The organism is Verrucomicrobiota bacterium (assembly GCA_016871535.1).
In the GTDB taxonomy this organism is placed as follows: Bacteria; Verrucomicrobiota; Verrucomicrobiia; order Limisphaerales; family SIBE01; genus VHCZ01.
The window spans coordinates 1-12,796 of the sequence record VHCZ01000177.1 but is presented as its reverse complement, the minus strand read 5'-3'; the positions used below and the strand labels follow the sequence as shown (position 1 = coordinate 12,796).

At 58.8% G+C, this 12,796-nt stretch carries 17 protein-coding genes and 1 tRNA gene; 12 read left to right on the top strand and 6 right to left on the bottom strand.

Annotation, left to right across the window (positions count from 1 at the left end):
• Positions 1–224: 224 nt before the first annotated feature.
• Positions 225–614 (top strand): hypothetical protein, encoded by a 390-nt coding sequence (locus tag FJ398_19570; GenBank protein ID MBM3840120.1) that lies wholly within the window; start codon positions 225–227, stop codon positions 612–614.
• 134 nt (positions 615–748) lie between these two features.
• Here the strand turns inward: FJ398_19570 and FJ398_19565 are convergent, their stop codons facing one another.
• From FJ398_19565 to FJ398_19555, 3 genes are read right to left on the bottom strand one after another with little or no spacing between them, the layout of a single operon-like run.
• Entirely contained in the window at positions 749–1,315 is a 567-nt protein-coding gene (locus FJ398_19565; GenBank protein MBM3840119.1) for a hypothetical protein, read from the bottom strand.
• Between the two features lie 46 nt (positions 1,316–1,361).
• Complete coding sequence (locus tag FJ398_19560; GenBank protein ID MBM3840118.1) at positions 1,362–1,961, bottom strand: hypothetical protein; 600 nt, start codon at positions 1,959–1,961, stop codon at positions 1,362–1,364.
• Positions 1,853–2,578 (bottom strand): hypothetical protein, encoded by a 726-nt coding sequence (locus FJ398_19555; GenBank protein ID MBM3840117.1) that lies wholly within the window; start codon positions 2,576–2,578, stop codon positions 1,853–1,855. Before FJ398_19555 ends, FJ398_19560 begins: the two co-directional genes overlap by 109 nt.
• A gap of 290 nt (positions 2,579–2,868) precedes the next feature.
• Here FJ398_19555 and FJ398_19550 point away from each other — a divergent pair, with 290 nt between their 5' ends.
• Positions 2,869–3,150 (top strand): type II toxin-antitoxin system RelE/ParE family toxin, encoded by a 282-nt coding sequence (locus tag FJ398_19550; protein MBM3840116.1) that lies wholly within the window; start codon positions 2,869–2,871, stop codon positions 3,148–3,150.
• A 4-nt stretch (positions 3,151–3,154) separates the two neighbouring features.
• Positions 3,155–3,472, top strand: a complete 318-nt coding sequence (locus FJ398_19545; GenBank protein MBM3840115.1) for a HigA family addiction module antidote protein — start codon at positions 3,155–3,157, stop codon at positions 3,470–3,472.
• A gap of 11 nt (positions 3,473–3,483) precedes the next feature.
• On the opposite strand, the gene FJ398_19540 is transcribed toward FJ398_19545, so the two are convergent.
• Together FJ398_19540 and FJ398_19535 are read right to left on the bottom strand one after the other, a co-directional pair.
• Positions 3,484–4,530, bottom strand: coding sequence for a hypothetical protein (locus FJ398_19540; GenBank protein MBM3840114.1), 1,047 nt, complete (start codon positions 4,528–4,530; stop codon positions 3,484–3,486).
• Between the two features lies 1 nt (position 4,531).
• Positions 4,532–5,863 carry a site-specific integrase gene (locus FJ398_19535; protein MBM3840113.1) on the bottom strand — a complete coding sequence of 444 codons (1,332 nt, stop codon included), beginning with the start codon at positions 5,861–5,863 and terminating at the stop codon, positions 4,532–4,534.
• A 96-nt stretch (positions 5,864–5,959) separates the two neighbouring features.
• Between FJ398_19535 and FJ398_19530 the strand changes: the two genes are divergently transcribed.
• The 9 genes from FJ398_19530 (at position 5,960) to FJ398_19490 (ending at position 11,647) form a co-directional block, all read left to right on the top strand.
• Positions 5,960–6,035: transfer RNA gene (locus FJ398_19530), tRNA-Arg, on the top strand.
• A gap of 309 nt (positions 6,036–6,344) precedes the next feature.
• Positions 6,345–6,656 (top strand): hypothetical protein, encoded by a 312-nt coding sequence (locus tag FJ398_19525; protein MBM3840112.1) that lies wholly within the window; start codon positions 6,345–6,347, stop codon positions 6,654–6,656.
• 364 nt (positions 6,657–7,020) lie between these two features.
• The gene (locus FJ398_19520; GenBank protein ID MBM3840111.1) at positions 7,021–7,824 is read left to right on the top strand and encodes a YdcF family protein; all 804 of its coding nucleotides are present in this window, start codon (positions 7,021–7,023) and stop codon (positions 7,822–7,824) included.
• A 470-nt stretch (positions 7,825–8,294) separates the two neighbouring features.
• Entirely contained in the window at positions 8,295–8,711 is a 417-nt protein-coding gene (locus FJ398_19515; GenBank protein ID MBM3840110.1) for a hypothetical protein, read from the top strand.
• Between the two features lie 29 nt (positions 8,712–8,740).
• A complete protein-coding gene (locus FJ398_19510; protein ID MBM3840109.1) occupies positions 8,741–9,721 on the top strand; it encodes a hypothetical protein in 981 nt (326 codons plus the stop codon).
• Entirely contained in the window at positions 9,693–9,875 is a 183-nt protein-coding gene (locus FJ398_19505; protein ID MBM3840108.1) for a HAMP domain-containing protein, read from the top strand. Before FJ398_19510 ends, FJ398_19505 begins: the two co-directional genes overlap by 29 nt.
• A complete protein-coding gene (locus tag FJ398_19500) occupies positions 9,872–10,327 on the top strand; it encodes an adenylate/guanylate cyclase domain-containing protein (GenBank protein ID MBM3840107.1) in 456 nt (151 codons plus the stop codon). The genes FJ398_19505 and FJ398_19500 overlap by 4 nt, the downstream gene beginning before the upstream one ends.
• Positions 10,328–10,532: 205 nt before the next feature.
• Positions 10,533–10,880: a hypothetical protein gene (locus tag FJ398_19495; GenBank protein MBM3840106.1), complete on the top strand. Its 348-nt coding sequence runs from the start codon at positions 10,533–10,535 to the stop codon at positions 10,878–10,880.
• Entirely contained in the window at positions 10,877–11,647 is a 771-nt protein-coding gene (locus tag FJ398_19490) for a hypothetical protein (GenBank protein ID MBM3840105.1), read from the top strand. Before FJ398_19495 ends, FJ398_19490 begins: the two co-directional genes overlap by 4 nt.
• Here the strand turns inward: FJ398_19490 and FJ398_19485 are convergent.
• Entirely contained in the window at positions 11,644–12,576 is a 933-nt protein-coding gene (locus FJ398_19485) for a PIG-L family deacetylase (protein ID MBM3840104.1), read from the bottom strand. The genes FJ398_19490 and FJ398_19485 overlap by 4 nt on opposite strands.
• Positions 12,577–12,796: the final 220 nt, after the last annotated feature.

Genomic DNA, 12,796 nt, shown 5'->3' with positions numbered 1-12,796 from the left:
GTGAATTGCGCCTCCTACCCCGATACACCGGCACCCCGACACACCGAACACAAAGCCTGCGCTCAGAGTGTCGGCAAAGGCCCGCCAATCTGAATCCCGTGCCGGAGACAATAGGCCGCGTTCTCGAATAATCACCCAGGGTGACATCGCCGCCGCACGCGTTCGTTCGGCCCGAGACGCGTAGGCGGGGGCGGGAAACGCAGGCGGCCATTCGCAGCTTCGGTTTGAAAACGGCGTTCGACTGGGTGGAGATCGCGCAACTTGCTGAGGCCGGGCGCAAAGCTGAGCGAGATGGAACCGCACGAGCGGCCGGCATCGCGTTGCTCCTCCATGTTCAGGACTGTATTGGGCCGCTTCTTCTCAAGGAACGATTGGCCTGCTTTGCGAAATTCACCAAAGCCGGCCGACGGAAACAGGCGCTCGAAAATATCATCAGCCTGACCGCCAGCGCCACGAAGGTGGCGCTGGCGCTGACTGGCGTCACGGAAGCAAAAGCAACCGTTCCCGCGCCTCCGGCGCCGCTGACACGCACCTTCGGACCGAAGCAACAGGTCGTGCCCGCGAAGAACCTGCCACCAAATGGCGCAGTGGATTCTGGCCGTCCGCTATCTTGACCGACTTCCTTCCTTTTGACACTCATGCTGTGTCTCCGAGGTGTCAGTGTCAGTGTCGCCCCTTAAAGGGGCTGACACTTCTGACACTACTGGTGCCATAAGGCGGTTTTGGCACTTTCGACACTTCTGACACTTCATTGCTTTTGGATCGGCTGCCATTTGCCGGATTGCTTGGATTTCAGGATACGGCCGGCCTTCTCAAGCGAACGGCGCTCGCGATGGAATGTTGACTTTGACACCCCGCATTCGTCCGCTGCCAGCTTTGCCCATTTTCCCGTGGGGAGTCCTTCGGGGGGAAGCAAGGCCAAGATTTCGTCCGGGTCATAGGACTTTGGTCTTCCGCCTGTCTCGATTTCGTCGGGGCTAACTTCGCGCCAGCAAATGACTCCCGGCTCTTTGGCGTGGCCGATCAGCTTGGCATAGCAGGTTGAACCATCGTCGTTTTTCCAACCGAGGCGCGGGCCACGTTTGGCGGCTCGAAGTTCAAAGATTTCATGTGAGCCGAGTCCGCGTAATGCCAGGATCGCCCGCGCCCAGTTCGCCCATTCAATGCTTCCACTGCCGAGATACGCGAAGTCGTTGCCGCTCCAATTCGGCTTCTCCTTTCCACTGGACGGCTTGTTGGTGTGGTGAACGATTACACCGGCGCAATTAAATTCGCGAAGCAGCGGGTTGAGGTAGTTGCGAAGAAACGCAGTCACATCCCTTTGTGCTCCAGCTTCAGCGCCCAGATACGCAAGGGCGGGGTCAATCCACAGAAGGTCGGGGCCGGTGTTCGCTTAACAACGGTTTAACTACAGACAGAAAGAAATCAAACCCCGTCCTTGAATCTTCGCGCACAACGAGAAGGTTGGCACAGGCGGCTTTGGCTTCATTGCCAATCAACCCAAGCCCCTCAATCACACCATCGCGCATCTCGGCCAAGTCGCCGTCATCATTTTCGGCCTGGATCAGAAGTGATTTGAGCGGGCGCGCCGCTTGAATGCCGAAACAATCTTTGCCCAGCGCCCAACAAATTGCGCATTGTATGGCGAATGAGCTTTTCCCGATCCCGGTAGGCCCACAGAGCAGCGCCCCGCCGCCACGACGCAAAAACCGATGACGCAAAAGTTCGTCGGGGCTTTTGTCGTGCTGTGGGTGAACCAGTTCACTCAGCAATCGAGCTTTTGGCGGGCCTGGTTTTGTTTCCGCGTCGATTTCAGGTACATCGCAGATCCCATATTCGGCGAGCGTCGAATTCATGGTCTTCCCTCCAGCGGCTTGAAGTTTAAGAAATAGACAGTCTGGCGCCTGCCGTTGTTGTCCCGTGTGCCGTCCGGCATCCGCACAAATTGTGAGCGCGTCCATGTGGTAGGATCGGCGCCAACCGAAACGGCATAGCGAAAAAAGCGGAGAACCTTTTCGTCCGGCTGACCGGCAACCAAAAACCACCCATGAAGACTCTTGCCACCGCTGTGCACAACACACACCAGCGGCGCGTAGCGGGCCAAATGGAGCAAGAGCGCGGCATGTTCATCCACGGTCCCGCCGTCAAATTCGCAAACCAAAAACCTTCGCGGGCCGGTATTGTGCAAGGTGTGCGCGGACTCGCGGCCGTCCTTGGTCTTGCCGGTGCGGGTCCTCATGGGACTCGGCACGATCAATTGCAGCTTGCTCAATTCACCGCGCCATTCCTCGCGCGGTCGCGTCGAGAATTCATGGCTCGATTTGCCACAACACAAGAGGGGGTTGCCCGGGAATAGTCGGTCAATGATTTGCTCGGTGTGCTGCTCATTGTCTTCGAGCCGCACGGGCGAAAGCTCCCAAAGATCCACCAGCGCGGGGCCGTCGCGTACGATCGCCGCGCGTTGCTCTTCATTTAGCTTTGGCCACTTCGGGGCGGGTGTGGGTGCTGATGGGCCATGCAGATGCCAGGCACAACCGAGAGAGTTTTGGACGGCGGACAGAATTTCGTTGCGCGGCACGTGTCGGCCACTTGCATCTGCGTTGCCTTTTTCATGCTTCGAATGATACGCGCTCGTTTTTGGTTCTTCGCGCGGCGGTCAGTCGGCACAGCAATCGCCGCAGTCGGCAATCCTGATGCCGCAGTCGGCAACCGGGGAGCCGGAGTCGGGGGTTGGGACTGCCGCAAAATTCCTTGCGCTTTTTTGCCGATCTGTGGTTTTCGCACTGCGCGTTTTCACGTTGACGCACCTCAACGCGACTCAACGCGGCCTTCCTTGACCCTATTACCGGGACGCGGTAATGTTCTCCGGTGATTAGGAGTTTCGCTTGTGCCGAAACCGAACAGATTTTTCGCGGGATTCGTTCGCGGCGCTTTCCGCCGGACATTCAGAACACGGCGCGGCGCAAGCTCGAGTACCTGCATCGCGCCCGAACGCTCGATGACTTACGGATGCCGCCGGGAAACCGGCTCGAAGCCCTCAAAGGGGATCGCAAGGGCCAGCACAGCATTCGCATCAATGACCGATGGCGAATCTGCTTTCAGTGGCGCAAGGGCGATGCCGAGCAGGTTGAAATCGTGGACTATCACTAACGATATGAGAAAAGCAAAAGACAGATTGGCGCCGGTGCATCCGGGTGACGTGTTGCGCGAGGATTTTATGAAGCCGCTCGGCTTGTCTGCGTATGCCGTGGCAAAGGCCATTGGCGCAACCCCCATTGCCATCAGTGAAATTTGCCGGGGCAAGCGGAGTGTCAGCGCGGAAATGGCGCTCAAGCTAGGGCGGCTGTTCAACGTGTCGCCCGAAATGTGGATGGGCATTCAGGCGGATTACGATTTGGAAGTCGTGCGCCTGGAGTGCCAGGATCGCGTCGAGCGCGACATTCAGCCGTTGCCGGCATTGCAGCCGGCCTAACCGACAAAGACTCAATGTCGCGTGGGCTTTGAGGCGGTGCGCCGCTTGGGGTCGAGAATGTCGGCTTTGACTTCGGGAATGCCTGCATAAACCTGAGTGCTGGCCGCCGACGCTGGTTTTCGAGCTTCCTCCGCTTTGCGCTTGTTCTCGGCGCGCGTCATTTGGGCCTTCGCTTTCCCTGTTTCCGCCCTGTTCATCTGCTTCTCAGCTTGGCTCCTGAACCGCTTCCATCGCAAGGCGCACAAGTCAGCGACAGTCACGCGGCCCTGTTTCAAATGAGAGTCCATGTCGTTTTTCGGCAGGCGCATTCCTTCAAGGTAGTCATGAACGGCTTTCACAATTGCATCCCGGCTTAACGGTATAGTCATCGCGCGATTCTCTTTGTCAGTCCGCTTGGTGAGTTTGTAAAGCAACGGCAGGCCGCCCGACTCTTGCGATTCCTCGATCTCGGAGATTCTGACGGTCCCGTGCGCCGATGGACGCGACCGCTCGAAAACACTGGGGGCGTTTTTCGGCAAGCCGCTGATGTAACGTTCAGCGGAAACCAGCAGTTCATGGGCCTCGCGCACGGCCTGATCGCGTGAGAGCTTTCCGTATTTCTTTGGCATTAACGCTGCGGCGAGAGCAGCGAGTTGCCCAGGTTCCAAACCTTCACGTGAAGCCGCGTCGGGACGGGCGAATTCCGGCGCTTCCAGGTTCAGTATTTCGTCGTCGGGAATCGGAGTGCCGGGCGAACCATTGGCGAGAATACGATTCCACTCTTCCGCGTTCCAAACGGCGTCGCGCAGACGATTCCATGCATGATCCGCTACCGCGAGTTCTGGGCCACTGAGTTTGCGTCCCGCAATGAAGCGATGAACTGTCTCCAGCCAGTAACGTCTCGCGAGCGTGAGTTGTCGGAGCACGGCTTGCGAATCGGCTTCGCTTGCCGCTGTGACATTCGAATCGGCAGGGTTGACGGCGCGTGTGGCGCTCGATACGTTCGGGGCCGTTGCTTTTCCTTGAGCGTCGCCTTTGTTCGTAGCGGGGCGGCGCTTTTCCATTTTGCGGTTTTTCATGTCATCTCGGTTGGCCAGCGTTTACGGCCGTCGGCAGAGTCAGAACATTGCCCGGCTGTTCGGGCCGCGTCGAAAACCATTTCTCGGCGTCCGCTGGTTTCACCAGCTCGCGATAGTGCTTATGCACAACGGCGGCGCTGTTGCCCAGTTCGCCGGCCACGCGGCCCGCGTCGCCGATCTGCGCGAACCGATAACTGGCGTAAGAGTGGCGGAGTGCATTCGCTTTCCACTCCACCGCCTGTTGAGCTGGCACGCCGCGTGCAGGGTCCGCTTCAACTGCGGTTGCCGCGGCAACCGCTGCCTGACACTTGAAAAACTGGTCTGGACCGTCGGACCAGACCTTTCCTTGTCTGTCCGCGTAGGGCGCAAGCCATGCCGCCAGGTTGTCATGTATCGGGACAATGCGGCGGGTGGCGGTCTTGGCCTTGCTCGCGCTGACCACGATGAACCGCTCCGCCAGGTGGATGTCACTCCATTCCAACCGCTCGATCTCGGCGCTTCGAAGTCCCGCGAATGCGCCAATGGCGAGGCACGGCAGGAAGTCGGAAAAGTTCTCGTGGGCCGCCTCCAGAAGCCGGGTGATCTCTGACGGCGTGAAAATCTCCACGTCGCCACCGTTGACTTTGACGCGCTCGACACCTTCAACGGGATTGTCCACCGCGTACCCGCGCGCCACGGCGAACCTGAACAAGGTGTGCAACACCGTGCGAAAGTTCCTGTAACTCTGCGGGCCGAGTTTCTGGCCGTCGAGCCAGTCCTGAATGTCCGCTGTTGTGACGCTGCACGAGTCCTTCCCGCAATCGTCGGCGAAGCGTTCCAGCCGTCCCGTCAAATCTCGCATGTAGCGTTCACTCGCGCCCCGGGCTGCCTTGATCTTGAGAAGTTCGGCCACGACCTCAGCCACTGGCTTCTTGATCGTTTGCTTGTGGCGAGCGGCGTAGAACTTCGCCGCAGCGTGAAGGTTCGCCAAGTCGCCAACGGTCTTTAGGCATTGGGCCACGGTCGCGGTCGCAGCGTCCACGGTGACGTTGAAGGGTTTGAGGCGTGCAACTGCGTTGGCGTATTCGAGCGCCTGATCGCGCGTCATGCTGGCCGCCACGTAATCGCGTGAATCAAGGCGCCGGGCCAGCTTTTCCGCTGCTTCCAATGCGTCGGCTTCACTCGCGTAGGAGTCAAAGCGGCGGCGGTCACCGTCGGCGTAGTTTGCGACCATGAAGGCGAAGTTCCCGCTCGGCGTCTTGCGCCGATAGACGTTGACGATAGCTCGGCCGGGTTGGACTTTGCGAGGCCATGAATCCCCTTGTTTGGCCTTGCGTGACGGGGTAGGTTTCATGCGTGTTAGCGTTGCACATATGTTGCACACTGTCAAATCTGTTCGCGACAACGCACGTTGAAAACAGGCATTTCAGCCAATTTTTACAAGGTAAATGCTCCCGTAGCTCAAATGGATAGAGCAGCGGTTTCCTAAACCGCGGATCCCAGTTCAATTCTGGGCGGGGGTACCAATCGCGTTGGTTAAGGAAGCGGATCAGGGGTTCAATGCATGAAGTTTTGCTTGGGAGAAAAGCTTCTCTCCTGGGATTGGGTTCATCGGCCGAGTGCGGCTTGGCGGAAAGATTTGCCGAGAGGTTTTTTCCGGGTGCAATGCGGCTTGCGGTTCGACGTCGCGAAAACACCCTGGAAATGCCCCGATTCTGCCGCAACGAGCGCCTGGCATTCATGTTGCTCAACGAAGCCGGGCGAGTGGAAACTGTGCGTGGATCAATCAGCAGTGACCCCGCCGAAGAACTCAGTAGCAGCCGTAACACGACATTATGGTCATCCAGACGAACCCGCAGACCGGCGCCGGCGCCAACCCTGGAACTTCTGTCCAGTCCAAGCTGAATCGGAAAGGCAATCCCGACGCCCCGCAACCTCCTTCCGAGAACGACGAATTGGCCATTTCGCCGCGCAGCACCAATCGACTGGCCTCGACGTTCCCACCCATTTTCGACGCGGATCAAGCCGAGGAAGTCACTGAGTTTCTCCGGCATCACATTTTGACGCGTCCTGCCGCGTCCATTTCCGTGCAGGCGAACTCCCGACCACAGGCAGTGTTCGAGCTTCTGGACGGGATTTTCGAGTAGGATCCCGCGCGCGGCTCCAAAGAGCGTGTTCCAAACAACATCCCGTACGTGTTTAGCGTGGTAGGGACGGATTCCACTCCGTCCCAAATCAAGCCGTGAGCCAGACCGCCGCCCAGGAAGAGAGGATGGATCAACGGAGGCTCCTGGTTTTTCCGTTGTCCGTCTGTCCCTTCAAGAGACGCCCTCAAGGATTAGTCAGGGACGGAGTGGAATCCGTCCCTACCAACGCTAAACAGATACAAAATCCCTCGCCGCACGACCCCGCGCAATTTTCGGACACGCTCTAACCCGACTTCAGGGCAAAATCCAATTCCAACGGATTTTCGAATCGTGTTTTCCCGTCTGGAAACTAGACTGGGCGCGCATGACATCGTTTTGGGAGCCCCTTCTCCAGCCCCTCGGATTTCTCTGGCTGCTTCATGTGCTGGCAACGCTCTGGATGTTCCGCAGCCGTAAATGGCGCGAGGCGGTTTTTTGTGGAGCGATTGCCAGTGCCATATCCGTTATCGGCTCGACGCGCGTTCCGGCGCGATTGCTGGCCTCACTGGAGCGACCTTACGCCACGCAGAACCTGACGAACCTTCCGCCTTGCGACGCCGTGGTCATGCTGGGTGGCACGCTCAACGCCTCGAACGGCGATCCGCTGGGCTTTGATGTTGGCGAACCGGCGGATCGGATCCTGGCGGCTGTCGAGTTGTTCAAGCGAAAGCACGCGGAAGTTCTGATCCTTGGTGGTGGCGGCGGCAGGTCGCGATTGCCGCCGGGCAATCCATGGAGCGAAGGCGAAGTCATGAAGGCGTGGCTCGCCAGCCTGGGTGTGACCGGGACCAACGTCTTTCCCTTGCGCAATTGCGCCAACACTCGCGAAGAGGCGGTCCAGGTCGCGGCGATGGCCCGGGAACGGCAGTGGAAACGCGTGCTGCTGGTCACGTCGGCTTACCACATGAAGCGCGCGGCCGGCTTGTTCGTGAAACTGGGAATTCCGGTTGAGCCGGTCGCTTGCGATTTTGTGGGGCTTGCCACACTGCAAAACCAGAAGCGCTGGAGCCCGTTTCCAAAAACACCTGGCTTTCACCATTTTGACCTGTACCTGCACGAGTGGATTGGCTGGCTCTACTACCGCTTGCGCGGGTGGGTGGAAAGTCGGTCGGAACGGCAAAACCAATAATTCCGCCCGTGAACCTCGGAGCGCCGATCTCCGGTCCGGCGCGATTCTCAACCCGCACCCGATGCGTGCCGGGTCGGAGACCGGCGCGCCGGTTCATGGGCAGAATTGCTGCGGTAAATCTGCTTGGTCTGCGCGACCGCCGGAATATACTGTCGTCAACGCTCTCGAATGAGTGGACAGAGTTGCGCCCATGCCCATTGAAACGCCGCATTGCGCTATGATCGACCTCAGAATCGCGGTTTCCTCCGTGCTCCCCTTTTTGGTGGCGGCTTCACTCGCCAGTTCGCTTCACGCAGACATTGTGATCGAAGGCACGGTGAAATTGCCGCCCGCCAAAGCGCCGGCCGCGGCTGCGGCGCGATACCAGCAAACGGCAGGCACGGTCCGCGGCCCCGTCGCCGCCGGTTGCGGTCGTTTATCTGGAAGGAACGTTCCCCGCGCAAAGTTCGAGTTCCTCAGCCACGCCGGAAATGGTTCAGAAGGATTATCAGTTCATGCCGGGAACGCTGGCGGTTCAAAAAGGCTCCAAAATCGTGTTTCCCAATCAGGACGATGACTACCATCACGTGTTTTCGTACTCGAAGACGAAGGAGTTCGACGTAGGACGATATCGCAAAGGCGAATCGACTCCCTCCGTGGTGTTTGACAAAGCGGGCGTGGTCCGGGTGGGTTGCGAGATTCACGAGCACATGCGGGCATATATCGTCGTGCTCGACACGCCCCACTTCAAAACAACCGAGCCCAGTGGCAAGTACCGTCTTGAATTGAAGAACATCCCGGACGGGAAGTACACGCTCAAAGCCTGGGTGAACGAAAAAACTACCTGGGAACAGCCGGTGGAGCTAAAGGAAGGCGCCACGCTTCAGGTGGATTTCCCCAGGAAGTGAGCGGTCATCGTTCGCATCGGCCCGGCGCCATGATTCCCACGCTCAGCTTCAGGCTCAAGCTCTTGCTGGCGATGCTGCTGTTGGTGGTGGGAGTGACCGGCGCGACCCTTTACGTCTCGCAACAGAAAAACCAGGAAACTTTCAAAGAGTTTTTTTCAAAACTGTTCCAAGGCCAGACGCAGGCTTTCACGGAGAAGCAGGAGAAAGTCGTGGACGGCATCAAACGGAACGCCGCCCTGTTGGTGCGTTCCTCTCGCGTTCAGCTCGCGCTGCAGGAGGCAGAAACAGGAGACAGCGAGCAACTGTATCGAATCGCCAAGGCAGAGCTGCAAACGCGCGCCATGATCCCGGGCCCGATTGTGGACACCAACGCCGTTTATGCGACCTTTTACCTTTTCCTGAATGCGCGAGGCATGGTGATCCCGCCTCCCTCCTCTTTCCCGGAATTGATAGCGTTCACGCGCCAGCAAAATCTGACGCAGCGGCTGAATCGGGTCGGTCAGGCGATCACAAACGTGTCGGATCAACTGGTTGGGTTCGTGACGACGGAATCGCCCTCCGGAGCCTCGCAGCTCCAGCAGACCGTGGTTACGCAGGTGGTGGACACACAGACGGACGAGATCCTGGGAGCGCTCGTGTTGGGATATCCTATGCCGGAGCTGGGCCGAAAGGAGGAAGGCGAACACAAATTCAAAGCGGGCATCCTCTTTGAAAACCAGGTTTACTCGGAGGCCATCCCGGAAACCCTTCGGCCCCGGCTGGCCCAGCGGATTGGTGAACGAATGAAACTTCCGGAGACGGCGGCGCAAGACCTGACCGAGATGATTGATGACGACCTCCACGGCGTCTTCTATCAGGCTTTGAACCCCGATCCGCGTTTTCCGACCGCGTATTTGGTGGCTTTGATTTCCATGAACAAGGTTCTCGAATCCGCCCGGGACCTGCGGGGAAGAATTGTCTTTTTTTGTCTTTTTCGGATTCATGGGACTGGTGGGGGCGATCGCGTTTAGCCTCCTTCTTTCGCACGGCTTTTCCACGCCCATTGAGGATCTGGTCAAAGGCACCTCGGAAATCCAGCGCGGCAATTTCGGCATCAAGGTGCCGGTGCGCAGCCGCGATGAAATCGGCCGCTTGACCCAGTCGTTCAACGAAACACGCCGCTGACTCGCGTGGTGTACGAGCACAAGGGCATCGTGGACAAATTTGTCGGAGACTTGATCATGGCGTTCTTTGGCGCGCCGAAGAGTTCCGGCAACGACTCGCTGAATGCCGCGCGTTGCGCTCTGGACATGATTCGGGAGCGCGAGCGGCTCAATGAAACGTCCAAATACCAAATCAATATCGGCATCGGCGTCGCGTCCGGCCCGGCGCTGGCGGGCAACATGGGGTCGAGCGACCGATTGAACTATACCGTGCTCGGCGAGCGGGTGAACCTGGCCTCTCGTCTGTGCGGCAAAGCCGGGCGAATGGAAGTGGTCATCGATGAGACGACTTGCCAGCGGTTGAAGGATCTCGCGGTCACGGAGGCGTTGCCGGAGTTGGAATTGAAAGGATTCTCGGCGCGCGTTCAGGCCTACAAATTACTGCAAATTCGTTCTCCCCAAACTGAGATATGAACCGATCGACGTGGACTGACGCTCAACCCACCCCTGCACCCCTCCCAGGAGGGGAATTTGCCACCAGCGAGCCGAGCATAGCTCCGCTCCCGGTAGGGCGAATCCGTTCCGGCGAGCCGCTCGACGTGAGTGGAACACGTCCAGACCGGCTCGCTGGGGACAGGCTCGCCCTACCGTCACGTTCAGGGGAAAGAGGGCCGTCTTCATGGGCATGCCCCTCTCCTCAATCCTCTCCCCACTCGATCTGGAGCTGTATTACATCGACCAACAACCGCCCGGCCTGATCTTCAGCGACGACGACGCTTTCTTCAGCCCGCGGCTGTCACTCTTCCTGGACACGCAATTCGGCCCGCACTTCTACACGTTGGTCCAGGCGCGCTACGATCGCGGTTTCGATCCCGGCTCGCGGGAGGACGGGGACTTTCGTTTCGACGAGTATTTTTGCGCTACACGCCTTTCGAGGATTCACGGCTCAATTTTCAGTTCGGCAAATTCGCCACGGTCGTCGGGAACTGGGTCCCGCGCCACGACTCATGGAACAACCCGTTCATGAACGCTCCTTTGCCCTACGAGAATGTTCTGATCATCACCGACCACGTCGCGCCCGCCAATCCCGCGGCTTTTCTGGCGCGGCGCAAAAAGTTCGACGACAAACGCACCTGGGTGCCGGTGATCTGGGGGCCTTCGTATGCCAGCGGCGGATCGATCTTCGGGCGCATCGAGAAATACGAGTATGCTTTTGAAGTGAAGAATGTCGCCCTCTCCTCCCGGCCTTACGCCTGGGACGCCACAACGCATCCCTGGGAATCGCCTCTGGTCAGCGGGAGGGTCGGGTATCGGCCCAACGCGGCCTGGAGCGTGGGCGCTTCGTTCAGTCACGGCCCGTATTTACTGCCTCCCGATGAGCCGCTGTTTGCCGGCGGTCCCATCAAGGATAAATTCAAACAGACTACCGTCGGTCACGACATCAGTTACGCCCGGCGCCACTGGCAAATCTGGGCGGAGGTCTTTGCTTCGCGATTCGAGGTTCCGAATGTCGGCGACGCGGCTACACTCGCTTACTACATTGAGGCTCGATACAAACTGACTCCGCGTGTGTTCTTGGCCGGGCGCTGGAATCAACAGTTCTTCGACAAAGTGCCCGACGGCGCCGGCGGGAGCCAGCGGTGGGATCGGGACATCTGGCGCATCGAAGCCGCGGCGGGCTACCGCTTCGACCGGCACCTTCAAGCCAAACTCCAATACAGCTACAGCCATCAAAACGGGCCGCTCCAGCAAGGCGAGCAACTCGTCGCGGGGCAGTTCACGATCAAGTTCTAATCGAAGAACGGGAACAGCTTCTTCAAAGTTTGTTTGTTGGCCTGACTTCCGTATTCGCAAACTTCGTAGGCCTCGGCGTATCGGACTTTCTGGCCCTGCTCCTTGCCGTACCATTCGATGAGCTGGCTGCGAAAGCGGTCCGCGATGCCACGGCTGCGGTTGGCGAATTGGTCGCGCACCTGTTTGTGCCGCTCTTTCTGTTTGGCCGGCTCCGTCGGCATGAGGTGAGGTCCGCCGTTCGCCCCGCCTTCATAGAATTGGGACACGATCACGCCTATGGCATCGAGCTTCTTCTCGATTACCGAATCGATCGAAATGACGATGTCCGGTTGAAACGGATTCGGTTTCTGGAACCGGTCGGGATAATAGAGGAAGACCGGGTTGTTCTTCAGCGGCGGAAGGTCCGGAACTATGAAGGGCACGGTGACCATGTAAGCCGCATCCTGGACCAGGACGCCGGTGTAACGATGGTCCGGATGATAATCGTTGGGCCGCGGCCCCATGACGATGTCGGCCCGCCACTCGCGGATCAACCGCGTAATCATCCGGCGATACTCCAGCGTGGGGAGGAGTTCTCCATCGTGGATGTCAAGGACCTCGGTGGTGATGCCCAGAATTTTGGCGGCGGCTTCAACTTCCGCCTTGCGTCGAAGGGCCAACGGCCCGCCCGCTTCCCGCCAATGGCCAATGTCGCCGTTGGTGACGGAGACAAATTTGACATGGTGCCCTTTGGCCGCCCACATCGTGGCGGCGCCGCTGGCTTGAATTTCACAGTCGTCCGGGTGCGCGCCAAAGCAGATGATTCGAAGCTTGCCGTCATCCGGCGGCGTCGCGGCCAACGCGACGTTTGAGGCGAGATTTCCGAGTCCCAAAAGACATCCAGCGCAAATCAAGCTTGCGGCGGTCAACGACGACTGTTTTGTCTTCATGAGAACCTTTCTTGGCTGAGAGTTAGGAGCATTGAAAAGCACAAACCAACCGAACCGAGGGTTGAATGTGCGGAATTACTAAAACCGGAGCGAAGCACAGTCAAAGCAAATCTGGCGCTGTTCTCAACTCCTCAGTTAATTAACGACGGTGGAGCGACGCTCCTGCGGAGCTTCTCTTCGATGGCATTGGCTCGGCGGGAGCCTCGCCCAGCCTCGCCCC